Origin of the sequence: Paenibacillus sp. R14(2021), from assembly GCF_019431355.1 — a bacterium.
In the GTDB taxonomy this organism is placed as follows: domain Bacteria; phylum Bacillota; class Bacilli; order Paenibacillales; family Paenibacillaceae; genus Paenibacillus_Z.
The window spans coordinates 5490982-5517676 of record NZ_CP080269.1 but is presented as its reverse complement, the minus strand read 5'-3'; the positions used below and the strand labels follow the sequence as shown (position 1 = coordinate 5517676).

Sequence of the window (26695 nt, the reverse complement as noted above, 5' to 3'; positions counted from 1 at the left end):
CGCACAGACGAGTTCTGATTGCGAAGGTCTGTCATGTATATACTACTCTTAAACACTACAGACAGACAGCACTTATTGCCTACAAAGAAAGTTGGGATTATCCATGAAAAGATTTGTTATTTTGGGTGGAGGCTACGGCGGCCTCACAGTTGCGCACTCGCTGCTTGAAGGCGAACTTCCTGATGATACCGTTGTTGTCTTGATCGACAGAATGCCGTACCAAGGATTAAAAACCGAATATTATGCGCTTGTTGCGGGGACTTCTTGCGATATGGAGCTGCGCGTTGCTTTCCCTTCCGATCCTCGTCTCATCGTGACTTATGGCGAAGTGACCGATATCAACTTGGACGAGAAGCATATCGTGATGGCCGGTCAAGATCCGCTGGAATACGAATGGCTCGTCGTCGCGCTAGGCTGCACGGACAAATATCATGGCATTGAAGGAGCGGAGCTCTACTCCAACAGCATTCAAACCCTTTCCGCTTCGCGTAAAACCTACTTGGCTCTCAATGATGTTAAGCCTTACGGCCAGGTATCCATCGTCGGCGGCGGACTTAGCGGCGTTGAAGTAGCGGCAGAGCTCCGTGAAAGCCGTCCGGACTTGAATATTCGCATCATTGACAGAGGTCCAAGCATTCTCTCCGCCTTCCCGGGTAAATTGCAGGAATACGTCTCCTCTTGGTTTATCGAGCATGAAGTTCAAATGCTTGGTAACATTAACTTAAACAAGCTGGAAGAGGGCTGTCTGCACGATGCAAACAGCACGACTCCAATGCTCTCCGACGTCACGGTATGGACGGCGGGCATCCAGCCGGTTCCGCTTGTGCAGCGGATGAATTTGCCGAAGGACAACCAAGGCAGGCTTATCATCAATGAACACCATCAATTGCCGGATTACAACGACGTCTTTATTGTAGGCGACTGCGCCTCGCTTCCTTTCTCGCCAAGCGCTCAAGCCGCTGAAGGACAAGGCAAGCAGGTCGCTGAAGTCATGCAGGCAATGTGGAGCGGCAAAACGCCGAAGCTCGGCAAAATCAAGCTCAAAGGCGTGCTTGGATCGCTCGGCAAGAAGGACGGCTTTGGTCTCATGGGCAAAACAACGATGAAGGGCCGCGTGCCGCGACTCGTAAAAAGCGGCGTGTTATGGATGTCGAAACATCACTTTGGTTAAAATAGCAGCATGCAGGCAAGACTCATCGACCGCTACATATCGTCGATGAGCCGATCCAGCGCTTCGCGCTCCTCCTGCTGTTCCTTGATGGAGACCATTATTTTCTCTTCCAGCTCTTCAACGGTTACAGCCGCGACGATCTCCCCGTTCACAAGCCCGAATGGGACAAGATAGCATTCGCCGCAGTTGCCTAAACAGCCATATTCAATGACTTCATAGTCAGGATTTGCCTCAAGCTTCTTCATTAATTGATCAGTGCCATGATGCATATTGCTTGCACAAAATTCTATAATTGGTTTCAACATATGAGAATCACCTTGCCTCTAGATACTGATATCCATTTTCAATTGTTCTGCTTTGTACTATAATAGGGGAGAAAGGAGTGGATTGCAATGAGTGAACAAGCACAAAGCACGATGTACGATGAAGTATTGGATGTTCTTGACAAGCTCCGCCCGTTCTTGCAGCGGGATGGCGGCGACGTTGAGCTCGTTGATGTAGAGGACGGCATCGTTAAGCTCCGTTTGATGGGTGCTTGCGGCAGCTGCCCAAGTTCGACAATTACGCTCAAAGCAGGTATCGAACGTGCGCTGCTTGAGGAAGTCGAAGGCGTTCAAGAGGTTATGCAAGTATTCTAAGACATGACCTCGCGTTCGACCACTATTTACATGAAAGAGTCTTGCCTGTAGGCAAGACTCTTTTTGTTAGGTTGATTCAATTCGCTTTAATTGAGGTCTTGATCGGGTCGAACCCGCCGGTGACATCCAGTATGTTCCCGGTCAAATAATCCGACTGGGGCAAGCAAAGGAAGGCTATTACGCGTGCAATGTCTTCTCCGCTTCCCGGCCGGCCGCTCGGCGATTCGTCATCCGGCTCTCCGGCAACCTCGGCAATCGTCCGTTCCTTATTCATGCCTCGAATATCGCCGGGACAAATCATATGTACAGTAATGCCATTGCCCGCTTCTTCTACCGCAAGCGTCTTCGTAAACGAAACAAGGCCTGTCTTTGCCGTTGCATACACCGCTCGGTGCGGCCAAGCACGTCCCTCTCCGGCATGACCGAATCCGAAGTGGATAATGCGTCCCCACTGCCGTCCGCGCATGCCTGGCAGGAGATGATGGTCGAGCAGCATTACGCCGAGCAGATTGCCGTTCAACAGCCGCGCAATATCTGCCGTCTCGTAAGCGCTAAACAGCCTGCGCTCCCGTATGAACGGCCCTGCGTTATTGATCAGAATATCGATGCTGCCGCTGGATGACCAAGCCTGCGCCGTTTGCGCCAAGCGTTCGACATCAGCTGCATCCGCGATATCCGCTTGAACGGCGGTCGCTCTGACGCCGTACTGATGGGCGATCTCTGCGGACAAAAGCCGTGCTTCCTGTTCGCTGTTCACGTAGTTCAGTACGATATCGCAGCCCATCGCGGCAAGCGTTATGGCGGTCATTTTGCCTAAGCCTTTGGCACTTCCGGTAATTAGGGCTGTTCTTCCTCTCAGCTCCATGGGCACCCCTCCTAAGTCAGCTTCATTTCTTCATCTGGCGGTAGGCGTGGTGAAAGGTCAGCTTCAGCGTATCCAATACAAGGTCCATCAACTGTGCAAGATCCTGCGTTTGCTGCTCGATATTTTCCAATCGGTGCTGTTCGGAGTATGCTTCTTGATTTTGCTTCAAATCATCCTGCATCTCGGAATTCATATAATGAATCTCCGTGTTGCGGCGTTTGCGCAGCCGATTCATCGCTTCCTTATGCTCCTCCTTCAGCATATGCAGCGGGAGGGTCAATTCAGGATAAACATTTCGCTGAAATAAGGTGCGCAGTACGGTAAAGTAGGAAAAATGCGCCTTGACGCGCTCCGTCTGCAAGCCAAGGTAATCATTCATGAGCGTCCCGAGCTTGTCCAGCAGCGCGAACAAGCGAATGAAAGCGTTCTTGTCAAAATAAACATGGCGGCGGTAGTACATCATTTCTTCAACCGACATGGCTTCAATCGTCATCGAAGTAATCAGCGCGCCATACTTGCGAGCTGCATATTGACTTTGCTCCAATTCATCCAGCGACGAGATAAGACCCTTCGTGTAGATCTCATACTTGCGCAGCTTATGATCGGCGTCCTGACCCTGCTGGATCAGCTTGCTCAGCAGGGCTGCATACTGCTCCATTGCCTGGATCGTCTCAAGCAGCTTGCCTTCCGTCTTGCGGGGCGGTTCGCCAAACAGAATTCGGAGCATCGTCATATCCTCCCGAAATGGGTATTATGCCTTAAAATAGGTCTTCCACTTGCTGTCCACCAGTTTCACAATATCTTCACGGGGAACGAGCTCGTCCGGATAGCCCGGCTTCATGCGGGCATCGATGACGATCGGCAAATCATAGCCGAGGTGGTGACGTCTGAGCTTGGTTTCCGCATAAATATCATCCGCGGGATTGAAGCGCGTAAATACCGTCCAGAGGAACGGTGTCTGCGCCGCCGCGATGGTAGCATCGTCGGCCAGTATAACAAGCGGCCATGCGGTGCCCCGTTCGCGAAGCCTGCTCAGCAGACGCTGCGCCAGCTCCGGCTCCTGCTCGTAAGAAGCGCCGGATACGACGAGACAGCCGCGGCAATAGACCTGTGCGTCCGTAACCTCATCGATCGCGCCTTCGTTATAGCTGGACGGCAGCTCCCTAATCGCTTCACCGACGCCAAGCATGACTGCCTTGCTGCCATGGTTCAGCTTGCCGCCCGTATAATCCAGCGTGTCATGCGAAGTTTTATCGAAGACGAACAAATCAGTCTCGGGTCTGAACCGTTCCAGCACCGTCTCCATTAGCTGCGGGAAGTTGGCAAGATCCACCGGCTGATCGGTAATCATCAAATATTTGGTCAGCGTCAACTGGCCTTCGCCGAGAATACGGAATGCGGTGCCGAGTGCTTCGCGCGAATAACTCTCTCGGACAACTGCCGCCGCAAGCGCGTGAAAGCCTGTCTCCGCATAGGTCCATAAATCCTTAACGCCGGGCATTGCAAGCGGGAAAGCCGGCGACAGCAGCCGCTGCAGAAAATCTCCCAAGTAATAATCCTCTTGGCGGGGCTTGCCAACGATGGTCGCGGGATAGATCGCATCCTTACGATGCCACATATGGCTGACGTCAAACACAGGAAAATCATGTGTCCACGAGTAATAGCCGTAATGATCGCCGAACGGTCCTTCGGGGCGGCGGACATGCGGCGCTACGCTGCCGCTCATCACAAACTCCGCTTGCGCGGGAATGCGGTGGCTGCCATGCGGGTCCTGTACGACCTGGAGCTTGCCGCCGGTAATCAGCGAAGCGAGCAGCAGCTCGGGCAAATGCTCCGGAACCGGTGCGATCGCCGATGCGATCAATGCCGGAGGGCCTCCTAGGAAGACGGAAACCGGCAGTGCTTCGCCCCGTTTCTCCGCTTCGTGGTAATGAAAGCCCCCGCCCTTGTGGATTTGCCAGTGCATGCCTGTCGTGGAGTGATCAAAGATCTGCATCCGGTACATGCCAAGGTTATGCTGCTTGCGGTGCTCCGGATGCTCAGTATACACAAGCGGAAGCGTGACGAAAGGACCGCCGTCAAGCTGCCAGCTCGTCAGAACCGGAAGGCCTTCCAGCGGCCGGTCTTTCTTGAATGCACCAAGTACCGGTGCCGAAGACGCCGGTACTTCTTTCAGCCCTACCTTCATCGCATCCCAGATCAGGGAACGCTCGCCCCACAGCGCCTTCGGCGTTGGTGGAAGCAGCCGGTCCATCGCGCCGACCACTTGTTTCATGAAAGCTTCCGGTCGCGGTCCGAATGCCAGATCCACGCGCCGAATCGTACCGAACAAATTCGTTACGACGGGAAACGGACTCCCTTTGACATTCGTAAACAACAGCGCAGGTCCGCCTTCATCAATGACGCGGCGGTGAATTTCCGCAAGCTCCAAGTAGGGATCGACCTGCGTTTCGATAACGGCGAGGTCGCCTTCCCGGCGAAGCGTTTCGATTAACCCCCGCAAATCTGTAAAGCTCATGCTTTAACCTGCCTCTCACGCCATTTCCATGCGCGTATCATTAGATCGCTCATTAATCCGAATAATGCGGATACGATCATGTTGTGCAAAATACTTGTGAAGATATACCAGTCTTCATTGCGCAGCGTTTCGGTCAGCAATGCGCCGCTCAGCACCTGGCAGCACACGAGTACAAACGCGGCGACAGCGGCCGTTCTTAGCTCCGGATGCTGCCGACATACCCGTTTCACATGCACCGCGAACCAAGCAATGAGTATAAACAGGACAACCCCGGCGATGCGGTGGATAAATACATAGCGCGTTGCGCCTTGCAGGTCGGGAACGAACTCCCCATTGCACAGCGGCCATCCGATGCAGCCGCCGGATGAATCCGTATGACGGATGAATGCACCTAAGTAAATAACGAAATAAGTATAAACAAGGATACTCAAGGAAAAAACATACACCGATTTCGGGACAACAACCGGCGGCCTATCCAAGCCCTTACCGCTCTTCAGACGGCCTGTCCACAGCACAAGAAGCAGAGTGAACATGAACGCCAGAATCGAGATGCCGAAGTGAAGAGCCAGAACGCCTGCAGACGTCGGCCATATGACCGCCGCAGCGCCGAGCAGCGCTTGAAGAACCGTGAATAAGCCTGCACCCGATGCATAAACAATCGGTTCTTTCTCCTTGCGGTACCAAACCAAGGTAGCGACGAACGTCGCAAGTACTAGTAAGCCTACGGCTCCACTGATGAGCCGGTGGGAATATTCAATTAAGGACTCAACCGTATAAGCAGGAATAAATTTACCGTTGCACAGCGGCCAGTCGGTCCCGCAGCCCCGGCCAGAATCTGTATTCGTAACCAGCGCCCCTGCAATCAAGACGAGGAGCATACCAATACACGTCACGATCGCAAGCGCGCGATATCGGCTATAAATCATTGCCATCACCTAACTTCCAGTAAGAATCAACTCCCATTATAGCGAACAAATTCGACAAATACCATGTTCAAACTGTGAACGCAAGGGTACCCCAAATGGCGTAAAATCATACTGTATCGCAGCATACAGGAAGCCCGCCTGCTGCCTGACGGCCGCAAGACGGGCTTCCATTTTTCCTAGCTTATTCAGCTTGGCAAGGCATCGGAAACTTCGAGTGCCCGATTCAAAAATGTCTCGATTTCTTCTCTTGACTTGCGCAGCTTGTTCACAAAACGGACAAGCTCCGTGCCCTTCTTGAAAGCGATGAAGCTTGGGATTCCCAATATATTCAGCTCGCTGCATAGGTCGGGCATATCGTCGCGATCGATCTGAAGGAAGCGGATACGACTACCATAGTTGGCTTCCACATCCGGCATGAACGGTTCAATGTAGTGGCAATCCGGGCACCATGTTGTTTTGAAAATGGCTACCGTCACGCCTTCCGCATTAACAGCTTCGCGGAAAGCCTCTTCTGTCGTAATAAGTTCCATGTGAAGCATCTCCTTTAAGGTTCGCGTACCAATACCAGCGTCTTATTCTCCCAATGGATCTCGGCTCCTAGCGCTTGCGCAAGACCGCGGGCGGACGCGTAAGTTACACCGTTTACAGTTGTGACAGGGAAGTTCCATTTCACCGTCTTACCGTTAATAATGACATTGCTGCTGCCAGCTTTCAAGCTTATCGTTGTATTCGCAGCGCCATCGTATACGCGGAGCATGCCATTTTCTTTGGTCAGCTTAGCGCCGAACGACTCGACCGTTTCGCGGAGCGGAATAATCGTAATGCCGCTCGGCGTAATAATCGGAGCGGATTGGCTGTAGAAGGTGTTTAGCATCACCGTTTGTTTGCTAATGTGAGCTTGATTGCGAAGCAGGCCATATGCAACGGAATTGCTGTCGAACTGGCGGAGAATCTCGTAGCCCTGCATGTTCATCATATCCATGCTGTCCAGAACGGGCTGATCCGTCACCGGTTTGACCGGCTGTACATCCCCGTTTATATTCCAACGTTCCGTCGTCATTTTCATCCAAATGCCTGTGAACGGCGTGGTATCGAACATGGTGTCGCCAAAGTCGAGATCTTCTTCCCCCGATAGATCGTCAGACTCGGCTGGTGCAGCTGGTTCAATCGCTGCTTCAATGACGGATTTCCGGATATCGACCTTCGTGTCGATGAACACATCGCCTTTCACATATGTGCCTTTGCTCAGTATGCGGTCCAGTTCTTCCGGATTCTCTTTCTCCGTCTGTGCAAATCCATCCTTCAATTCCGTTAGCATATCCATTATGTCGGTTGTTGCTTCGTCAACGGCCTCGCTCCGGTTGTCTTCATCCGGAATGGAACCGAAGATGCTTTCCGCCGGGGAGCCTTCAAGCGCAGCCGACTGGCTCTCAAGCGTTTCCAGCAGACCGGTAATCATTGCCTTCAAGCCTTCCTTATCGTTCATAAGCGCATCGACATACGATTTCAGCCAATCCCACAGCTCTTTGCCCGTCAGCTCAGCATGAATGTTCACGCCGCTTACGTTCGTGCCATTCACGTCCGCCTGCCCGGGATCAGCGGAAAGATGTACAGGGTTCGGCAGATTGTTAATCGCATAGCCGCCGACAATATCAATGAGCTGCTTGCCGGTTTCGGTGAGGCTTTCTTGATCGGCTCCTTGAGGAGCTCCCTCTTCATCCGGGTTCGTCAAATGAATAATAATCGGCTTCTTCGCGCCTTCAAGTTCAAGCTCTGCGATGTTCGCATCCATAGCCGCTTGGAAGGCGACAGATTTATCCCCGAGTGCCAGGCTGCCTTTGACCGACATGCTGCCATCCTGGGCTGTCTTCACTTCATTCAAACTCAACGTGATGTGTGAGATCAGTTTCAACAGCTCCGCCTCTTCGGCTGATACGGTATCCATCGCGTCTTCTTTCAGCAGCAGCTTAAACTCTAGCGATTGTTTGCCTTCGAACGAATTCACTTTAAGAGATTGCTTCAGCATCGCATTAAAATCCACGCCGTTTAGCGCTTGACATCCCGCCAGAACAATCAGCATGATCGATAAAACAAGGATTCCAACCGTTTTCTTGCTCCATTTCCACGTCTTCAATTAAAAAACTCCTCTCCATAGGTAAAAAGACTACTGTCTATTCTACCATGAAGAGGATATAATTGGAAACCAAAGTTAATTGCTAGAATTGGCACTGCGCCTCGCCGCTATGCGCATCAACGGATTCATCAGCCTCCGCAGCTTGCCCGGAAACTGCTGCACATCCTCCGCGGTTACGACCCGGAGCAGAATGAGCAGTGCGACGTAAAGCCCAAGCGAAACGCCTCCTGCAGCAATGCAGGCAATCGCATAGGTCAATTTAACCGGAATGCCGCTAATGAACGTTCTGCAGGCATAATCGACGAGCCAGCCGAGGCTGGATGCGGCAATAATCGTTACCGCGTAACCGATCCAACGGGTGCCTAGAATGCTCATTCGAATTTCTTTGCGAATTTGCCTGAAATTGAGCCAAGCGATGACCATGAAGCAGATCGTCGATGAAAGAATAATGCCGTACACACCAAGCAGCGGGGCCAGTATGATGCTCGTAACGATCTTCACGACGACGCCGATCAGCGCATGCCGCATCGGAAGTCTCGGCTTATTCATGCTTGTCAGTACGGAATTGCTCGTCATCATCGTAATTTGAAAAATCGTACCCGCCGTCAGTGCGGCCACGGCCCCGCTTCCCCCCGTTCCGGAGAACAGCAGACCAGTAATTGACAGGGATGCGACGGTCATGATCAGCGATACCGGCACGCCGGTAAATACGACAATTCGCATAACGAGCGACGCTTGACGCTCCACCTCCTGCATATTCCGAACGGAATAGGCGGAAGAAATGATCGGAATCATGGATTGGCTGAGAGCGATCGCCAGTATCGGCGGTATGCCTGCCAGCGCCTGCGCCTTCACGCCAAGCCAGTCGAGCATCTGATCGGCGGCATCCACGGAGTAATACCCGTGCGTTAGCTTCATAAAGAACGACGTATCGAAGAAATAAATAAATTGCACCGTCATGGACGTAATAACAATCGGGATCGAAATCTTGAACAATTCCTTGTAAATCGAAGCAAAAGACAATACCGGACGAGTCGATTGCAAGGCGGAGCTTCCTTCACTTGCCTTAGGCTTGTCCTTCTCCAGCGCATCATGACGTTTCAGCTTGCGCGCGTACGTCAGCATGACGATAAACGCGCCGATGCTGCCGAACACGCTGCCGAACGTTGCGGCCGCCGCGATCCAGCTCTGGCTCCAGCCGAGCGTCAGCACCCAGTAGGCAAGCCCCACGGCCGTAATGACGCGCAGAATCTGCTCCACGACCTGGGAGACGCCGCCCGCCGCCATCAGCTGGCGTCCTTGGAAGTAACCGCGCATCATCGCGATGATCGGGAAGAACAAGAGCGCGGGCGCAATGGCTCGAACGGCAAAAGCCGCCCCCGGTTTCTCGGCGATTTGCGTCGCGTAATAAGGAGCGAAGATGAGCAGCAGAATCGTGATGACGACGCCGGTAACCGAGCCGAACAGAAGCGCTGCCTTATAAATTCGTTTGGCCTCGTCGGGACGTCCGAGTGCGTAGCGTTCTGAGACCATCTTGCTGATCGCGCTCGGAATGCCGCCTGTGGCTATGATGAGGAGCATGAGATAAATATTGTTGGCAACGGTGAAGTAGCCGCCGCCGTGGCTGTCTGTCATATAATCCAGCGGAATGCGCTGGAAGATCCCAAGAAACCTGGCGACGAGCGCTGCCGCCGCGAGGATCAGCGTTCCTTTGATTAACGAGTCTTTTTTAACCATGAGCTGCTATCTTTCTCCTAGTCTGAAGCTTATTTCGCTTTGATTTCCTCAAGCGGCTTGTGATTGCCGCGAACCGGTACCGCTGCACCCGACGGAACAGCCCAGCGAATGCCGTTCTTAATGACCTGAAGCACGTTAGGGTTATAGTAGGTCGGGAAGGTTTCATGTCCCGGGCGGAAGTAGAAGACCTTGCCTTGACCGCGCGACCACGTGCAACCGGTGCGGAACACCTCGCCGCCTTCAAACCAGCTGACGAAGATCAGCTCGTCCGGCGCCGGAATATCGAAATGCTCGCCGTACATTTCCTCGCGTTCCAGCAGGAAATGCTCCGGAATGCCTGCGGCGATGGGATGCGCGGGATTTACGGTCCAAATGCGCTCCTTCTCATTCGCTTCGCGCCATTTCAAATCGCAGCCCGTACCCATGAGCTTCTTGAAAATTTTGGAGAAGTGGCCGGAGTGAAGCACGATCAGCCCCATGCCGTTCATTACGCGCGCATGCACGCGCTCGACGATGGCGTCCTCTACCTTGTCATGTCCCATATGGCCCCACCAAATCAACACATCCGTGTCCGCAAGCACGTCTTCCGTCAACCCGTGCTCCGGCTGGTCAAGCGTTGCAGTCCTCACTTGGAAGCCGTCCGTCCCGATCCCCGCCTTGATAGCCTCATGAATGCCGTCCGGATAAACCGCCTTTACCTCGTCGTGCTGCTTCTCATGCAGAAATTCATTCCATACCGTTACTTTGATCACTTGCCATCGGCCTCCTCAAAATACCCATAGGATGAAAATAAGTATCATGGCGCCCTGCAGCAGAAACTTGACGACCATGCTGGAAAACAAACCTACGACTGCGCCAAGTCCCGCTTTGAGGGACTTGTCCAAACTTGCGCCCGTGAACAGCTCTCCGATGACTGCCCCAAGCAGCGGACCAAGAATAAGCCCGAATGCCGGGATGACGAACGGACCGATCAGAATGCCGACGGTGCTGCCCCATATGGATGCTTTGGAGCCTCCGTATTTCTTGACGCCCCAGGCGCTGACTGCATAATCGGCGACGAACAGGGCGACGACGATTATCGTCTGAATCGTCCAGAACCAGAAACCAAACGGCTGAAACGAGATGAAGAATCCATAGACGAAGAACGCGGCATAGATCGCCAGCGCGCCCGGCAGTATGGGATACACGGCGCCGGCCATGCCGACGACGAACAGGATAATGACGATAATCCAGCCGGCGATTTCCATGCAGGTCTCACCCTTTCAGCACATAGTCCTGAAGCAGACGGGCAACGGCATCTTCTTCATTCGTCACATTGACGACATCCGCCGCTTCCTTCACGGCATCCTGCGCATTGCCCATGGCTACGCCGAGTCCTGCTTCGCGGATCATGGCAATATCATTCAAGCTATCGCCCATTGCGGCGACCTGCGCCATTTCGATGCCAAGCAGGCTGCACACTTCACGAATCGCAGCCGCCTTCGAGACGCCCTCCGGATTCAGCTCCAGATTCCATGGCGAGGAGTTCGTAATTTCAAGCCCGCCCCAGGCGGAGGTTTCGTTGTAGATCGCCTCGCGTACGGCGGTATCGTCAATGTGATAGCCAAACTTCAGCCAGTGATGCGATTCGTAATCCCCTGCAGGATCAATCCATTTCTCCTTGTTGTAGATGCCCATTGTCGAGTAGGCCCAGTACCAGCACTCTTCGTATTTCAGCGCAACCTCATGAAGCCGCTTCAAGACGACCGGCGACATCAGCGTACGCTTGTGAAGCACGTTCGGACGCTTCCAAATCTCCCCGCCGTTGACGGTGATCATCGGCGTATCCAGCCCCAGCTGTTCCGCATACGGGAGCGCGCTCTCAAACCCGCGGCCGGTGGCGAAGCTGACGATAATGCCGGCATCCAGCGCTTTCTTGATCCATTTCGCGTTTTCCTTGCTGACTTCCTGCCTGTCATTGAGCAGCGTTCCGTCCATATCCAGTGCTACGAGCTTTATCGATCCCATGATAGCCTCCTTGCTCAGGCTGCTTCTGCGGCAGCTCACATAGAGACAATTTTAGCACAGAATAGAGAGAATCCAAACTGAAGTTACGCTCAAATACCGATTAATGTGCCGGCAAGAAAGAGTATGGCGTACAGAAACCGGCGAATCGAAGCGTGCTTGCTTAGCTGCCTCCGCATGGGAATCCACCTCCTGGGGTACATTCATATTTTAGCTTATGCAAAAATCTTTCCGTTGTGCAACATGGGGACAAGCCCGAAGGTACAAGAAAACGAGTCTTCCTATGCCAGCTCGGGAAGACTCGTTTTCTTGTTGGTATGGAATGCAATTTGCCGTCCTTCGGCTTAATGTCCGGTGCTTGGCTTGCCTGCAGTTGAATTCCCCGTTGCCGTATTGCCTGCGGCTGTATTGCCCGCGGTACCGCCTGCCGGCGTCAACGGTTTCTTCGGAACGCCGTTTAGACCGATGTATTCGTCGTATGCGTCCAGTATCTTTCGCGCAACCGGCGCGGCGCCGTTCGCGCCGAAGCCGCCTTCGGGAATGACGACAGCAACTGAAATAACGGGATCATCGGCCGGGGCCGACGCAATGAACACGGAGTTCTCGACGGTCTTGCCGCTCACCTGCTGCTGGGATGTTCCTGTTTTGCGGAGCACCTTGTACGGTGCATTGTTGAATTCCGTCACGCTTACGCGGGACATGCCGTCCTCGATTTCTTTCCAATACGCATCCGGGAAATTAATCGTATTCATCACTTCAGGCTGATAGCCCTGTACAACATGGCCTTCGGCATCACGGATTTCCTTTACAAACTGCGGCTTCATCCGTTTGCCGTGGCTTGCAAGCGTTGCCGCGTATTGTGCGAGCTGAAGCGTCGTATAGCGGCCCATTTGCCCGAACGAGGCCAGAATGAGCGCAGACTGCGCGCTTGCCGCCTCTTCCTCGTGGAAGTAGCCGATGACGCCCTTGCTCTCGTTCAGAAGGCCGCTGCCGGTATCCGAGCCGAGGCCGAATTGCTTGACATAGTGATCCCACACATTGACGCCGTTATTGGAATCCTTCAAGTACAGCGCGTTGCCGACCATTTTCGCCATGAACGGGTTGGAGGAGTGCGCGATGGCGGAAGATGGATCCAGCAGTCCGTAGATATGACCCTTCGCATTCCCGATCCGCCGGCGCGTTGAGCCTTCTCTTCCGTAGAAGAAAGATCCGGTATCGTTATAGGTGCTTGATGTCGTGAACAGCTTCTCGTTTAAGCCGATCAATACGGAGAGCGGCTTCTGCGTCGAGCCCAGGAACACAATGGAAGAAGGATGCTTCCGCTGCTCCTTAGGATCGTCGTAAGGCCCGATTACCGGGCTTATCGTACCGTTTTGCAGCACGTATTTGATGGAGTTGTAGTCATCCGTGTTAATGCTGCCGCCTTCCCAGATGTTCGGGTCGTAATCCGGCATGCTCGCCATCGCAATGACTTTGCCTGTCTTCACTTCCATGGCGACGGCATAACCTGTCTTGGCGTTGGCCTGATGCTTCTCCCGGTTCGGTGTCGTCTGCAGGAACTTCAGCTGATCCATGACCGCTTGCTCCGTCGCTTCCTGCACCTGGCGATTGATGGTCAAGTAGATATTGTCGCCCTTCTCCGGCTTCGTTATGACCGGAGGTCCGATAATCCGGCTCGCCGCGTTGACCGGATACACCTTAAGCCCGTTCTTGCCGCGCAGTACGTCTTGATACATGTACTCCAACCCGTCGTAGCCGACATCCTCCGTCTGTAAATATTTCAGCAGTGGATCGTCGGTCTTCGCCTTGTCTTTGTACAAGCCGTTCTCCGCGCCGCCGCCGAACTTCTTCAGGTAGCCGACCAGCTGCACGGCCGTGTCGCTCTTGTCGTAGTGCCGAATGCTTTCCTCCACGATGTCGATGCCTTTGAACAGGTCGCGGTTCTCCAGGAAGTACGCGATCTCGGCCGGCGTCAATCCGCTCTTGATGCGGCGCGGCACGGCGACCGTGTTCTTCTTGTAGTCCAAATCCATATTTTTGGTAATTTGCTCAAGTGTTACGGCAACCTTCGGGTCTCCGTACTTCTGGAACACGTTGAACAGCTTCTGCGCCGTAGCTTCGGAATCGGCCTTCTTCTCCCCGGGCTCGATGCTGTAATAAAGCGACTGCGTGGAGGTCGAATAAGCAATCGCCTTGCCGCTGGAATCATAGATATTGCCCCGGATCGGAGGGATCCGCACCTCGTTCGAGCCCCTGCGCTCCTCTTCCTCGCGAAGCGAAGGACCTTCAACGAACTGCAATATCGCAAGACGAACAATAAGTACACTAAACAAGAAAAAGGTAGCAAAAAAGAATAAGTTCAACCGGAACGAAAAGTTTCGCCGGTTCGAAATCTCCCGCTTCTGCGGATCGTCCTGCACGTTCACAATCTCCTCTCAATACCGTTACGCTTCTCGAATATGCGTTTTTGAGAATCCTTTCGGGTTAAACCAATTGCCGGATGATGCCCAGGTTGCGTCCAGCGGAATCCATGCGCCGCTGCTGTCCGCGAGCCGCACTTCATTCCATGCATGCGGGCCGTAGCTGCCGTCTCCGGCTGCGCCGAGACCTGTCACTACCCGCACCTCAAGACCGACGGACCGAGCCATGACGGCATACAAACGGGCCACATCTATACAGACGCCTTTTCGGGTGCTAAAAGTTTCAGTCGGCGTCTGTTCTTTCCATACGCCATGATCAACATAATTATTCGCTTTGTCCCAGTCATAAGCAATCCGGGTCCCGACCCACTCGTAGAGATCTCTCGCCTTTGCCTCGTCCGTACTGTCCTGCTTCGTGACCGACGCCGCTGCCGCTTCGATGCCCGGCGGAACCGCAGCATCGATGACTTCATACTTGCGCTGGAGCACGCGGCGGAACTCAGCCTCCACCGCATTCGTGAACACGGGTCCCTGCTTCAGTACATCCCCTGCGACAGGGTCCAGCAGCTCCGAAGCTGTCTTCTTATAGAGTTCGGAGGCTGCGATGGCATGAGTCCCGTACGCGTGGGGCAGCACAGAGACGTACACGAAGAGGCAGGCCATGAGAATGAAAGCTCGTCCCCCGCCAAGAAGAGCGCCGATGAGCGCCCCCATTACCCTGCTGGCTGCACCGGAAAGCGGAGATCCGGCACTCCTTCTCCGCACGCTGGGATCGCCGCCTGCCGGCAATAGCTTGTCGACGAGGCCGAAGAGCAGCGGTTCCAGCAGATGGAGCATGAATCGCAGCAACGAGTACAGCAGCAGAAACAGCACGCCGAAGCGAAGCAGATCGAAATCCCGCAAGCTCGTAATCATCGTATACCAGAATTGCTTCAAGGCGCTGAGTTCGGATTGCGGCACGGCAATGGACCGGCTTTCCAGCCATTCTTGAACGACCGGAGAGAGCTTGGATGCGCCCCTGCCTGCCAGGAGCAGTCCTATGATCGCCGCTGCCGCCTGCCAAATAAAAAAGAAAAGGTGCTTCGCTGAACCCGATGCACCTCTTCGCATGCCTTTCATTAAGGAGACAAGCAGGATGAGCACGACCATGAGCGCAACCGGTTCCGGTTTCAATAGAGATTGAACCCATGTATGCATGATGAGCCTCCTTTACTTACGCATTCAGTATGCTCCGGCACCGAACCGAAGCTCTGTTAGACGTTCTTCTTCGCCTGATCGATCAGTGTTTGTATAGCCGAATCGATCTTCCATGTGCCAAGCGGCGTTCCACGGTAAGTAACCTTCACTTCATGATCGCCCGGCGTGCCTGTAAGCTCCAAATTCTTCGTCGCGACCGTGAACGTACCGTCGCTGTTCGATGTAAACGTCGCATCCTTCGCCTCACCGGCCATGGCGGTAATCGCCTGCTGCTTCACATCGTCCGCCACTTTCGTACCGAGGGATTTGACCTCCTCCAGCGAATAGCCGCTGTAAAGAACGACCCCTGCCAGAATGGCGATGACAATCAGCCATTTCACGACGGTTTTGACGATGCGGACCACGATGAACAAAACAACGAGCGCTACGATTAGGAACAGCCACTTGTCTTTGAAAAACTGAACATATGTATCCATGTCGTAGTTAAAATCAAAGTTCATTCCGCTAACGCCCCCAATATGCCTGCCAATTCATTCATTACCCTTTATTATAACCCATGACCCTATACGCGTAAACGGGGTGGAGGCTAGACATATCCCGGCTTTCCGAAGCGTACAAGTAGTAACAGCCTGTTTCACGGACCGAAGGAAAGGAGCGATTTCCCTGAAAACTGCCATATGGCTTTATCTGTTTCTATTTGTCGCTTTCTTTGACCTGCATGCCCAGTATCCCATTCTGACGCCGTTTGCCGTCTCGCTCGGCGCTGCGCCTTCCTTTATCGGCCTCATGATGGGTCTGTACTCCATTACTCATCTGCCGGGCAACCTAATTGCCGGCGTCGGCGTCGACCGTTTCGGAAGCCGCCTGTTCATCGTCTTCAGCCTTGGCGCAGCCGGCGTCATTCTGCTGCTGCAGTCGCATGTGACGAATCCGTGGCAGCTGCTCACGCTGCGCTCTATAAGCGGCTTTGTGCTTGCCTTTCTCTCACCCGCCTGCATGTCGCTGCTGGCACGCATCGCAACCGACCGCATGAAGCAGCGCAAGCTCATGGCGGGCAACGGCTTGGTTCATACGATTGCTTCCGTCATTTCTCCAGCCGCCGGTGCGTATCTGGTCGCGCAAATCGGCTTTACCACAGCCTTTACCGTTCTGGGCTGGGTGCTGATCGTGACGGCAGCATGCGCGCTGCTCTTCATTCGCGATGTGCCTGCCCAGGCTGCCGCACCGCTCACCAAGCTGCAGGCCGCCAAAGCAAGCGCGGAGCTGGCGGGCATGCGCGGTGACGGTGCCGAGCGCACACGGCCGCCTGCCATTCCGTGGCTGATCTTCGTCCTCCCGATTGCCATGAGCTGCGCGCAGGGCATTCTCTCCTTCGAGCTTCCGCTCATGTCGACCACCAAGGAAGGCATGATGACGACAGGGCTGCTCTTCTCCATCGTCAGCCTTGGCGCACTCTTCACGCTCAGCATGCTGTTTCTGAATAAGCTGTCGCCATTTCTTAGGTCGCTGTGGGGCGCCTTCATGCTCGCGCTCACTTATTTTGCAATTGCAGCCGGGGCTCCGCTGCCGTTCTATGTGCTGCTGCTCTTCCTCGGCATGGCTAAAGGCGTCATCTTCCCGGCACTCTCTTCGCTGCTCATCGAACGCAGCGGAGGCGAGCGCTATGGACGCGTCTTCTCGATTCTCTCGATCGCGTTCTCCATCGGCGCCTTCCTCGGCCCGATGCTGGCCGGGCAGCTGCGCAATTACGTTTCGCCTTACTATATCGCCTTCCTTGCCTTAATGATTGCCGTATCGATTCTGCCCTTCTATTCCGATCCCACGAAGTCGCGGGAAGCGAACGCCCATTTTTCGCATTCTGGGTAAAGGCACAGGGCTGTTATCACTCAGGGGCATACATTACTGTGTGGCATGCGGCTGCAATGCACATGTGCAAAGAGCCTGACGCCCTAGTTCTAATTAGGCGAAAGAGGGGTGACTTTTCAATGTCTCAATATGTTCAATCCGTTCATGATCATGGCCATGGCCAATGCCATTCAGGACACGGCGCCTTCACATCCGCAGGCTCCATCCTCGTCCTATTCATCCTGCTGGTAATCGTAATTTGTGGTTGTTTCTACTAACTTAACCATTGCCAACCTTTGACATGGACGGCTTGCGGCCCACCGCAAGCCGTCTTTCCGTTTCAGGAGCAAATACGGTATTATGGCGTTAAGAGGTGAAGCAGCCATGGACATCGCATTGATCGTGGAGGGCAAGAACGACCGAAGCCGGCTTCGCCGGGTTCTCGCGGAGGAAGTCCCCGTTCTGTGTACATACGGCACGCCGGGCACGCTGCAGGTGGAGAAGCTGCGCAGGCAGGTCGGCGACAAACAGGTTTATATTTTCACGGATAACGACGCGTCCGGCAGGCGGATCCGCGGCATTCTTCGCGACGCGTTCCCTGATGCCGAGCATATCCACACCCGCCGCGGCTATCCCGGCGTCGAGAAAACGCCGGAGGACTACCTCATCGAACAACTAGAAAAGGCGGGCCTTGAGGCGTACATTCTGTACCCTGCTCAAAGCGCCGCCATTTGGAATAAAGAAGATCAGTTCTAATCAAAGTTACACATGCAAGAGATAAATAACGAGCGTTACCGTCAGAATGCTCAGCGTCGTGGAAACCAAAACGGCCTGCGACGCGAATTCCGGTTCGTTATCGAACTCCACGGCCAGCAGCACGCTCGACAGCGAGGTCGGAACGGCCGACGAAACGATCAGCGCTTTGGCCACCAGACTATCGACACTGCTCCAGGTCATCGTGTTCATGAGCCATACGACAGCCAGCGCGAGCAAAGGCCCCCCGATTAGGCGCAATCCGCAGGACAACAGGATGTCCTTCAGCATGAGGTGGCGGAAGGATAGCTTCATCCCTCCGAGCTGGACGCCAAGCGTAATCAGTGCTGTACCGATAAAGGCATTCGCCAAGTAATCAAGCGGGATGTTCAAGGCCTTCGGAATCGTCACGTCGAACCCATGAAACAAAAAGCCGAGCGGAATCGCGTAGATGACGGGCTGCGTCAGAATGGTGCGCGCAATGTCCCGGCCGCTGCTCTGATGCGAATTGACGCTGTAAATGCCATAGGTGTTCGGAACGAGCGACTGCATCATCATGATCAGTACCTGCACCGATCCTGTAATGGGATTGGACGAGAACACCAATTGATTGAGCGGAATGCCGTAATTCGCGCTGTTATAGAAGAGCACGCTGTTGCGCATCGCAGCGCGTCTCCCCTTCTCCAGCCCCCGAAACCGAATGACCGCCTCCAAGGCGCCATACTGCAGCAGCATGAATACGGCGAAGAACGAAAGCACCTTTACAACAGCTTCCAGCGAGATATCGGTCGTATACAATAATCGAAAAATAATAGCCGGTGAGAACAAATAAAAATTAAGCTTTGACAGCGTCTTGATATCCAAAGAAAAAACCCGATGCAGCGTGATGCCTAAAGCAATCATGACTGACAACGGGATTATATTGTTCCATAGAATGGATAAGAAAATATTCATCTGTGTCCTCTACTCTTTCACCAACGCGTTAATGACGTCCACGATTTTATCCGCATTCTGCGATTCGTCAATGGAGCCCGTCATGTACTTGCGAACGACGCCCTTGCGATCGACGAACGTAATGGTATCGCTATGCGTAAACAGGTTCGTGCTTGGATCCTTGACGATGCCAAGACCGAAATCCTTCATCAGCTTCGCCGTTGCTTCCTCGCTGTCTTCGCGCAGAAACTTCCACCCGCTCGCATCGACATCGAATTTACCTGAGAACTTGCGCATCGCCTCGATGGAGTCGCGCTTCGGATCAAAGGTAATGGACATAAACTCCACGTCGCTTCCGAACGTACCTTTATCCTTTAGCTTATTCTGGACCTCTGACATTAAATACGTCGTGGGCGGACATATATCGGGACAATTGGCGTAGAAGAAGTAGATCACGCGAACCTTGCCGTTCGTTCCGCCCAGCGTTACTTTATTGTTGTCCAGATCGGTCAGCTCGAAGCTCGGCGCCTTCAGGTTCTGGTCCAAGTTGACTTTGGACCCTTTCGTGGATGAGAGGTATAAATAAAGGCCCATGGCGGCGCACAGGATGAGCACCGCGATGGTAAAACCATACTTTCGCATGACTTGCATGAACTCGTCCCCCCTAGCCGATTGCGCCGTTCGTATCCGCGATCATGACCAGAAACACGACCATCAGATAATTAATGGAAATGAAAAAGTTTGTCCGAGCCCATTTGTTGTCGTCTTTCGCACGAACGCCTGTCAGCGTATGATACAGCCACAGTACGCCGCCAAGCAGCGAAATAATCAAATACGTGTAGCCGACGTAACCGTACGTGAACATCAGAATGCCGGTAGGAATGAGAAGCACGATATACGGCAGCATCTGCAGCTTCGTCCGCGGAATGCCTTTCACGACGGGCAGCAGCGGAAAGCCTGCCGCGCGGTATTCCTCTACCCGTCTGATCGCGAGCGACCAGAAATGAGCCGGCTGCCAAAGAAACAACAGCGCGAACAAGATCCATGCCCCTGCGTCAACGTCATTCGTAACCGCACAGTACCCGATAACCGGCGGCATTGCGCCGGAGATGCCTCCGATGGACGTGCTCCAAGTCGAAGAACGTTTCAGCCACATGGTGTAAATAACGACATACACGAAAAATCCGAGCAGTCCCAGCCAACCTGATAACGGGTTAACCAAGATGAATAAGATAGCAAGACCGATGATGCCGAGCACGATGCCATAGATGAGCACGTTTGTCGGTTTTAGTCGATTTGTCGGAAGCGCGCGGTTTCTCGTGCGTTCCATTTTCTTATCAAGCTCACGGTCCCAGTAATTATTAATGACACATGCAGAAGCCATCGTAAGTGCCGAGCCTATCAGCATGTAAAGCAGCAGCAACCAATGAAGATTATCCCATTTAGAAGCGACCCAGAACCCGCCGAACGCAGCGATCGCATTCAAACGTATGATGCTCGGTTTTGTCAGGGCCACATAATCTTTAAGCACAGCCAGCCTCCCCGTTCCGATCCCGTATGGGCCGTAATTCCGCCCATCTTCTTTGTTTTAAAATCGATTTTAATCATACCGAAAAAACAAGCTGTTGACAATGTTCGCGGAACCTGTTCATGAATTTGACACCCTTTGGAACCATTTTGCCCATTTCTCAATACACTAACATATGGTTTATGGCCCAACTGAACGAAAGGAAGTGGAAAGTTCGGTAATGGCAGTCATTAATCCAACTCGGAAGTGAAGCTGTTGGCACGGCTTCTTCACGCCGAAGCGGAAGGCGAGGGAAACCTCGGCATGCTGATGGTCGGCAACGTCGGCGTTAACCGCGTGGTAGGCAACTGTTTGGATCGCCAGGCGAGTCATCAATGGCGAAAGGGCGCCTAAATCCTCCGATTGCCCTGCGGTTTATTAACAACGCAATACATTTACGAAAGCGAGGAATTACATCTTATGTCAAACGGTTATGGGTATAACACAGCGGTTAGTCCAGCAAGCACGGGAGGCTTCCCCGCCTACGGTTACGGCTTTCCTCAACAGCAGCCGGTTCCTACTCCTTTTCAAATGCAGATGCAGACTCCGCTTGTAGCGGGCGCTTCCGCGCAGATGGCGCTGCCTAATGTGCCGAGCGGCTCTTTTGTCACGCCTGCGGGCGGCAATGTCGTTACGGTTCCGGCCTCTGAGGAATCCTACGTCGAGAACATCCTGCGGATGAACCGCGGCAAGATGGCTACCTTCTACATGACGTATGAGAATAACCGCGAATGGAACGCCAAAGTATTCCGAGGCGTGATTGAAGCTGCTGGACGCGACCACATCATCATCAGCGATCCGTCCACAGGCATGCGTTACTTACTGCTTACGCTTAATCTCGATTATGTCACGTTCGACGGCCCCATCAACTATGAGTACACCTTTAATGGCGTGACCATTTCTAATAATACGGCGTTAAACACAACACCGGCTACATCGGCCCTTCCGCTCGGCCGTTAATCGGCTTGAACGTCCACGCATGAACCTTGGCGCTGCCTCCAGGCACCCATTTCGCCATAACCTGCCAAGAAGAACGCTCCCCGCAGCGTTCTTCTTTGATGCGCAGCGCTTCTTCTTCGGTTGCAGCCTCCCATACCTCGACGAACAACAGAGGCTGGTCCGTGCCTTCATATAAGCTGAATCCGCGGTGATCAGCCTGCTGCTTCGCGATCCAATCCCGGTAAAGCTGCTCGGATGCCGGGTCAATTTGATACTCCACAAAACAAATAAACATGAAATTCATCCTTTCGTTATAAACGCCCACGATTCGGAAAATACTTAAGCGTACATATAGAAGTATACACAAATTCAAAACCGCACCTTAGTATGCACACATGAGGAGGTTGTTCACAAGCTATGGATAGCGGAACGCATTTGGTAATGGGACTTGGACTCGCGGGGCTGGCCTCGGTGGATCCCGTCGTCGCCTCCGACCAGTCGCTCTACGCCGCCGTATTAATCGGAACGGTTGTCGGCTCGCAAGCCCCTGATCTGGATGGATTGCTTCGGCTCAAAAGCAATGCAGCGTATATTCGCAATCACCGAGGAGCTTCGCACTCCATTCCCGCTGTCGCGATCTGGACGGTACTTATCACCGTGCTTATACAATTGTTTTTCCGCTTCCAGCTGCCCTGGCTGCATATCGGAGGCTGGGTACTGCTTGCGGTCTGCGTCCATGTCTTCTCGGATTTGTTTAATACGTACGGGACACAAGCGGCAAGGCCGTTTACAAAAAAGTGGATCTCCTGGAATATCATTCACATTTTCGATCCCGTCATCTTCATCGCCCATCTTATCGCCATTGTCCTATGGGCGCTTCGAATCGGTGATCCAACGATTATTTTCCCGCTGCTGTATGCTTGCCTGATCGTCTATTACATCTGGAGGACCGTCACCCACAAAGCCTTGCAGCGACGGCTTGTACAGCTGGATGCTGATTATGCGGAAGGCGATCAATTCATCCTCATTCCCACCATATCGCTCTACGATTGGAATGTGGTGAAGCGCCGCCCCGACGGCTACTTCTTCATCGGAGACTTCCGGCAGGGCAAGCTGCGATGGATCGACCGGGCAAGGTGCGAGGAGCATCCGGCGATTGATCACTCCCGTAACGATCCCTCCATACGCGCGTTTCTCTACTTCACCTCCTTTGCCTGTGCCGAGGTTCAGGAGCACCAATGGGGCTACGAGGTACGCTGGTCGGATGTGCGCTACAGACACCGAAAGCAGTATCCTTTCGTTGGCGTTCTGTTGATGGATAAACAATTTAAAACCCTTGGCTCCTATGTCGGGTGGCTCAGCGATGACCGGCTGCAGAAACGTCTCCGCATGAATACGTATTGACGCCAGACCGCCTCTTCTTGCACAATAGAAGGGGCTTTTCTTACGCGGAAAAACGAATACAAAAAACAGAAGCTCAAGGCTAACCTTGAGCTTCTGGCTGTACTTCTTTGAAACCGGTCCGGCATTTAGCGGAACTGCGATTGACCAGACAGTTGTTGCTCAGCGATTTGGACGAGCTTCCGTGTGATGTATCCGCCGAGCGAACCTGCATCACGCGTAGAGAAGTTGCCATAGTAGCCGTCTTGCGGGATTTGGATACCCAGCTCCTGCGCCGCCTCGTATTTCAGTTGGCTGAGAGCTGCGCTGGCTTGCGGTACAACAAGTGTATTGCTGCTGCGAGATTGTCCTGCCATGTGGAAATTCTCCTTTCAATTCTTACAATGTTGTGTTGCAAACTTATTATGATACGATAACGAGGAGAATATGCTAAACTCCCACAATAATTTATCAGGTGAAGGAAGATGCTTTTATGACCAAACCACTTGCTTTGATTTACGCCATTTTCTGTATGCTTCTGATGAGCGCGACTGCGATCTCCATTAGCTACAGCGGGTGGCTTGCCGCTCTGTTTTTCCTGTTGACCTTGGTCTTTATTGTCGTTGGATTTATTATAAGCGCCAAAATGAGACGCCGCAGACAAGGGTAATCCCTCGCCTGCGGCGTTTGTCCATTTCGCGCTATGAACGGGGCGGAAGAAAGCCCATCTTGTCTTTGGCTTGGCGCAGCGTCTCGTTCGCGACTGCCGATACCTTCTCGGCCCCTTGCTTCAAAATGTTATGGATCTCGCCGGAGCTGCGGATTTCGGCATACCGCTTCTGCAGCGGCTCCAGCTTCGCCACGACATGCTCGGCCAAGTCCTTCTTGAAGGCACCATAGCCTTGTCCTTCGTAATGGGCCTCGATTTGATCAAGCGTCATATCCGCGCAGTGCGCGTAGATGCTCATCAAATTGCTTACTTCCGGCTTCTCGGAAGGATTGAATTTCACTTCGCGTCCGGAATCCGTCGTTGCGCGGCTTATTTTCTTGCGGATGACATCCGGCGGATCGAGGAGCGCAATGAAGCTGGCGGGATTCGGATTGCTCTTGCTCATCTTCTTCGTGCCGTCATCGAGCGACATGATGCGAGCGCCTACCTTCGGAATATACGGATCTGGGATCGTGAACATATCGCCGAAGCGTTGATTAAACCGCTGCGCCAAATCGCGAGTCAGTTCCAAATGCTGCTTCTGATCGTCGCCGACCGGCACGAGATCCGCATTGTACAGCAGAATGTCTGCCGCCATGAGCGTTGGATAGACGAAGAGACCGGCGCCGACGGAATCTTTGCCGCTCGACTTGTCTTTGAACTGCGTCATGCGCTCTAGCTCGCCCATGTATGCCAGCGTCGTAAACAACCAACCGAGCTCCGCATGTGCCGACACGTGAGACTGCGCGAACACGCTTGCTTTGGCAGGGTCGATGCCCGAGGCGATGAAGAGCGCCGCGACCGCTTCCGTCTGCTCGCGCAGCGCCGCTGGCTCCTGCGGCACGGTAATGGCATGCAGGTCGACGACCATGAAGAAGCACTCATGCGTTTCCTGCAATTTAACAAAGTTTTGAATAGCCCCGATGTAGTTGCCAAGGGTCAGCTGACCACTCGGCTGAATACCGGATAAGACACGTTTCATCGTCATTTCCTCCTTATTTGAACGCAAAAAAGGCCCTCCGCCGCAAGGGACGAGGACCGTGGTGCCACCCTAATTTGTTTGCCGCCCTTTCCTATTCGGCTGCAAACCTCCAAGCTTCTTAACGCGAAGCGATACGATGATGCATACGGGTGATCCCACAAGGATCCCTTTCCTCATCATGGCTCGGGGATCCATTCGGCCATCGGATGCCTGCACCGGTTTCCACCACCCACCGGCTCTCTGAAGCATTCATCCGCGCTTACTTCTTCCCGTCATTGCTTTAGGACGATTATACCTTGCTGGAGGGGAATGTCAAGGGGCTGCGCCCCTTTGACTCCCGCCCTTATGGTGTACCTTTATGCCGTACCTTTATGCCCCCTCAATCCCCCGGAGGGGACTCCGAGGGCTCCTGCCCTCTGGACTCCCGGATGCTTGGTGGTTTGCGGACTGCGGCGCTTGGTGTGCTGCTTCGTGCTTGTGCTCGCTTTTGCCCCTGTCGGGGCAAGGCTTCCTTTTGGTCCTGTGCGGTGCCCCACTGTCAGACTTTTGCCCCCTCAATCCCCCGGAGGGGGACTCCGAGGACTCCTGCCCTCTGGACACCCGGATGCTTGGTTGTTTGCGGACTCCGCGCTTGGTGCGCAGCTTCTTGCTTGTGCTCGCTTTTGCCCCTGGCGGGGCAAGGCTTCCTTTTGGTCGCCCTGAGGGAAGGCTTCCTTTTTCCTGTATAAACCGCTTGCCCCCAATGCCGCGGAGACCGCTTTAGCCTCCATGCCTGTACTGCGCTGCCCATCTTCTGAATACATTGTTGAAAGGTTTGGTCAGCTTGTACGGGGTTAATGGTTGGTATAGGGAAAGAAGGAGGCGTTGGTATGGCTGATTCCCGTTCTCCGCTGGGGCCGGGTACGAAGAAGCCGGTTTTCTCCGAGTCGAGCTCTCCGCGCACCGGTTCTTCGGGTTTTCAAATCTCTCCTGAGACGGCCGGACCTGTAACTAAGAAGCCGATGCGGCTTATCGATTTCGTGCAGGATGTGTACGGCCGTTTCCAGGATGACGAGGTGCCCGCTATGGGCGCGCAGTTGACGTATTATCTCATTTTAGCCTTCTTCCCGTTTGTCATCTTCATGATGGCAGTTCTAAGCTTCGCCGATCTGACGGTTACGGATGCGATTGATCTCATTAAGCCGATCCTGCCGCAGCTCTCGGCGCAAACGATCAATGACGCCTTCCAAGACATGCAGGCCGCACGCAGCGGTTCGCTGCTTTCTTTTGGACTCCTGATTACGATTTGGTCGGCCTCTAATGGGGTCAGTGCAGTTATGAAGGCGCTCAACAAAGCTTACGACGTCGAAGAAACCCGCCCGTTCTGGCAGGTGAAAGCCTATTGCGTGCTGTTCACGGTCGTGCTGGCTCTCGTGATTGCTTGCAGCCTTGTTATGCTCATCTTCGGCCGGGTGGTCGGCGACAGGCTCTATGCGTGGACGCGGCTCCCCGGCAGCATGGACACCGTCTGGCACATGGTACAGTTTGCGGTTCCCATTGCCATTATGGCGGTCGTATTCGCTTGTCTGTATCTATATGTGCCGAACCTGCGGCTTCGCTTCCGCGAAGTCGTGCCCGGCGCTCTGTTCGCTACATTCGGCTGGATTGCCACTTCACTCGCCTTCTCCCATTACGTCAACCATTTCGGCAGCTACGCCAAAACGTACGGCAGCATCGGCGGCATTATCGTCCTCCTGACCTGGCTCTATCTGTCGAGCATCATCATCGTCCTAGGCGGCGAAATGAACGCCGCGCTTCATTTCCACCGGCATGGCATGGAGAAGCGAAGCGGCAAGCAATTTTCAATCCCGCTTCCTTTCCTGAAACGCCGGAAACGATAAATAAACGAGCGGTATGCCCGTTATCAGCAGCATACAGCCGGTCCCAGCGACTGTTCAGTGCAAAGAACCGCAGTGCCAGGAGCACTGCGGTTCTTCG

28 protein-coding genes, 1 pseudogene and 1 other annotated feature are annotated in these 26695 nt (G+C 53.7%); of the genes and pseudogenes, 9 read left to right on the top strand and 20 right to left on the bottom strand.

Annotation, left to right across the window (positions count from 1 at the left end):
• The first annotated feature begins 103 nt into the window (after window positions 1-103).
• Window positions 104-1171, top strand: a complete 1068-nt coding sequence (locus KXU80_RS25585) for an NAD(P)/FAD-dependent oxidoreductase (RefSeq protein WP_219835903.1) — start codon at window positions 104-106, stop codon at window positions 1169-1171.
• 32 nt (window positions 1172-1203) lie between these two features.
• On the opposite strand, the gene KXU80_RS25580 is transcribed toward KXU80_RS25585, so the two are convergent.
• Window positions 1204-1473, bottom strand: coding sequence for a YuzB family protein (locus KXU80_RS25580; RefSeq protein WP_219839247.1), 270 nt, complete (start codon window positions 1471-1473; stop codon window positions 1204-1206).
• Between the two features lie 90 nt (window positions 1474-1563).
• On the opposite strand from KXU80_RS25580, the gene KXU80_RS25575 reads away from it, so the two are divergent.
• Window positions 1564-1809 carry a NifU family protein gene (locus KXU80_RS25575; protein WP_219835902.1) on the top strand — a complete coding sequence of 82 codons (246 nt, stop codon included), beginning with the start codon at window positions 1564-1566 and terminating at the stop codon, window positions 1807-1809.
• A gap of 76 nt (window positions 1810-1885) precedes the next feature.
• Here KXU80_RS25575 and KXU80_RS25570 read toward each other — a convergent pair whose 3' ends face one another.
• From KXU80_RS25570 to KXU80_RS25510, 13 genes are all read right to left on the bottom strand, one after another.
• Complete coding sequence (locus KXU80_RS25570) at window positions 1886-2674, bottom strand: SDR family oxidoreductase (RefSeq protein WP_219835901.1); 789 nt, start codon at window positions 2672-2674, stop codon at window positions 1886-1888.
• A gap of 22 nt (window positions 2675-2696) precedes the next feature.
• Complete coding sequence (locus KXU80_RS25565) at window positions 2697-3401, bottom strand: Cthe_2314 family HEPN domain-containing protein (protein ID WP_219835900.1); 705 nt, start codon at window positions 3399-3401, stop codon at window positions 2697-2699.
• A 24-nt stretch (window positions 3402-3425) separates the two neighbouring features.
• A complete protein-coding gene (locus tag KXU80_RS25560; protein WP_219835899.1) occupies window positions 3426-5192 on the bottom strand; it encodes a UbiD family decarboxylase in 1767 nt (588 codons plus the stop codon).
• Complete coding sequence (locus KXU80_RS25555; protein WP_308858128.1) at window positions 5189-6124, bottom strand: COX15/CtaA family protein; 936 nt, start codon at window positions 6122-6124, stop codon at window positions 5189-5191. The genes KXU80_RS25560 and KXU80_RS25555 overlap by 4 nt, the downstream gene beginning before the upstream one ends.
• A 179-nt stretch (window positions 6125-6303) precedes the next feature.
• Window positions 6304-6648: a thioredoxin family protein gene (locus KXU80_RS25550; protein WP_219835898.1), complete on the bottom strand. Its 345-nt coding sequence runs from the start codon at window positions 6646-6648 to the stop codon at window positions 6304-6306.
• A 14-nt stretch (window positions 6649-6662) separates the two neighbouring features.
• Window positions 6663-8252, bottom strand: coding sequence for a copper amine oxidase N-terminal domain-containing protein (locus tag KXU80_RS25545; RefSeq protein ID WP_219835897.1), 1590 nt, complete (start codon window positions 8250-8252; stop codon window positions 6663-6665).
• A gap of 75 nt (window positions 8253-8327) precedes the next feature.
• Entirely contained in the window at window positions 8328-9989 is a 1662-nt protein-coding gene (locus KXU80_RS25540; RefSeq protein ID WP_219835896.1) for a putative polysaccharide biosynthesis protein, read from the bottom strand.
• Window positions 9990-10018: 29 nt separating this feature from the next.
• Window positions 10019-10741, bottom strand: coding sequence for a ThuA domain-containing protein (locus tag KXU80_RS25535; RefSeq protein ID WP_219835895.1), 723 nt, complete (start codon window positions 10739-10741; stop codon window positions 10019-10021).
• Between the two features lie 15 nt (window positions 10742-10756).
• Window positions 10757-11236 (bottom strand): DUF456 domain-containing protein, encoded by a 480-nt coding sequence (locus tag KXU80_RS25530; protein ID WP_219835894.1) that lies wholly within the window; start codon window positions 11234-11236, stop codon window positions 10757-10759.
• Between the two features lie 7 nt (window positions 11237-11243).
• Entirely contained in the window at window positions 11244-11996 is a 753-nt protein-coding gene (locus KXU80_RS25525) for a Cof-type HAD-IIB family hydrolase (RefSeq protein ID WP_219835893.1), read from the bottom strand.
• A 341-nt stretch (window positions 11997-12337) separates the two neighbouring features.
• Window positions 12338-14413, bottom strand: coding sequence for a peptidoglycan D,D-transpeptidase FtsI family protein (locus KXU80_RS25520; RefSeq protein WP_219835892.1), 2076 nt, complete (start codon window positions 14411-14413; stop codon window positions 12338-12340).
• 24 nt (window positions 14414-14437) lie between these two features.
• On the bottom strand, window positions 14438-15610 hold the full coding sequence (locus tag KXU80_RS25515; protein WP_219835891.1) for a transglutaminase domain-containing protein: 1173 nt from the start codon (window positions 15608-15610) through the stop codon (window positions 14438-14440).
• A 56-nt stretch (window positions 15611-15666) separates the two neighbouring features.
• On the bottom strand, window positions 15667-16110 hold the full coding sequence (locus tag KXU80_RS25510) for a hypothetical protein (RefSeq protein WP_219835890.1): 444 nt from the start codon (window positions 16108-16110) through the stop codon (window positions 15667-15669).
• A gap of 163 nt (window positions 16111-16273) precedes the next feature.
• Here KXU80_RS25510 and KXU80_RS25505 point away from each other — a divergent pair, with 163 nt between their 5' ends.
• Together KXU80_RS25505 and KXU80_RS25500 are read left to right on the top strand one after the other, a co-directional pair.
• Window positions 16274-17476 (top strand): MFS transporter, encoded by a 1203-nt coding sequence (locus KXU80_RS25505; protein ID WP_219839245.1) that lies wholly within the window; start codon window positions 16274-16276, stop codon window positions 17474-17476.
• A gap of 363 nt (window positions 17477-17839) precedes the next feature.
• Window positions 17840-18211, top strand: a complete 372-nt coding sequence (locus KXU80_RS25500; protein ID WP_219839244.1) for a toprim domain-containing protein — start codon at window positions 17840-17842, stop codon at window positions 18209-18211.
• 6 nt (window positions 18212-18217) lie between these two features.
• On the opposite strand, the gene KXU80_RS25495 is transcribed toward KXU80_RS25500, so the two are convergent.
• The 3 genes from KXU80_RS25495 to cyoE are packed head-to-tail and all read right to left on the bottom strand — an operon-like array spanning window position 18218 to window position 20672.
• On the bottom strand, window positions 18218-19162 hold the full coding sequence (locus tag KXU80_RS25495) for an AEC family transporter (RefSeq protein ID WP_219835889.1): 945 nt from the start codon (window positions 19160-19162) through the stop codon (window positions 18218-18220).
• A 9-nt stretch (window positions 19163-19171) separates the two neighbouring features.
• On the bottom strand, window positions 19172-19792 hold the full coding sequence (locus tag KXU80_RS25490) for an SCO family protein (protein ID WP_219835888.1): 621 nt from the start codon (window positions 19790-19792) through the stop codon (window positions 19172-19174).
• Between the two features lie 13 nt (window positions 19793-19805).
• Complete coding sequence (cyoE, locus tag KXU80_RS25485) at window positions 19806-20672, bottom strand: heme o synthase (protein WP_219835887.1); 867 nt, start codon at window positions 20670-20672, stop codon at window positions 19806-19808.
• A gap of 243 nt (window positions 20673-20915) precedes the next feature.
• Between cyoE and KXU80_RS25480 the strand changes: the two are divergent.
• Window positions 20916-21026: pseudogene (locus KXU80_RS25480) on the top strand (cell wall hydrolase); the annotation flags it as partial.
• Between the two features lie 102 nt (window positions 21027-21128).
• Complete coding sequence (gene gerQ / locus KXU80_RS25475; protein WP_219835886.1) at window positions 21129-21668, top strand: spore coat protein GerQ; 540 nt, start codon at window positions 21129-21131, stop codon at window positions 21666-21668.
• Here gerQ and KXU80_RS25470 read toward each other — a convergent pair.
• Window positions 21640-21942 (bottom strand): hypothetical protein, encoded by a 303-nt coding sequence (locus KXU80_RS25470; protein WP_219835885.1) that lies wholly within the window; start codon window positions 21940-21942, stop codon window positions 21640-21642. The two genes, gerQ and KXU80_RS25470, sit on opposite strands and share 29 nt — an antisense overlap.
• 122 nt (window positions 21943-22064) lie before the next feature.
• On the opposite strand from KXU80_RS25470, the gene KXU80_RS25465 reads away from it, so the two are divergent.
• A complete protein-coding gene (locus KXU80_RS25465) occupies window positions 22065-23051 on the top strand; it encodes a metal-dependent hydrolase (RefSeq protein WP_219835884.1) in 987 nt (328 codons plus the stop codon).
• 125 nt (window positions 23052-23176) lie between these two features.
• Here the strand turns inward: KXU80_RS25465 and KXU80_RS25460 are convergent, their stop codons facing one another.
• Window positions 23177-23404, bottom strand: a complete 228-nt coding sequence (locus tag KXU80_RS25460) for an alpha/beta-type small acid-soluble spore protein (protein WP_219835883.1) — start codon at window positions 23402-23404, stop codon at window positions 23177-23179.
• A 116-nt stretch (window positions 23405-23520) separates the two neighbouring features.
• Between KXU80_RS25460 and KXU80_RS25455 the strand changes: the two genes are divergently transcribed.
• Window positions 23521-23697 (top strand): hypothetical protein, encoded by a 177-nt coding sequence (locus KXU80_RS25455; protein WP_219835882.1) that lies wholly within the window; start codon window positions 23521-23523, stop codon window positions 23695-23697.
• 31 nt (window positions 23698-23728) lie between these two features.
• Here the strand turns inward: KXU80_RS25455 and trpS are convergent, their stop codons facing one another.
• On the bottom strand, window positions 23729-24718 hold the full coding sequence (trpS, locus tag KXU80_RS25450) for a tryptophan--tRNA ligase (RefSeq protein WP_219835881.1): 990 nt from the start codon (window positions 24716-24718) through the stop codon (window positions 23729-23731).
• A 42-nt stretch (window positions 24719-24760) separates the two neighbouring features.
• Window positions 24761-25003, bottom strand: a binding site (T-box leader).
• Between the two features lie 584 nt (window positions 25004-25587).
• Here trpS and KXU80_RS25445 point away from each other — a divergent pair.
• The gene (locus KXU80_RS25445) at window positions 25588-26598 is read left to right on the top strand and encodes a YihY/virulence factor BrkB family protein (protein WP_219835880.1); all 1011 of its coding nucleotides are present in this window, start codon (window positions 25588-25590) and stop codon (window positions 26596-26598) included.
• The last annotated feature ends 97 nt before the right edge of the window (window positions 26599-26695 follow it).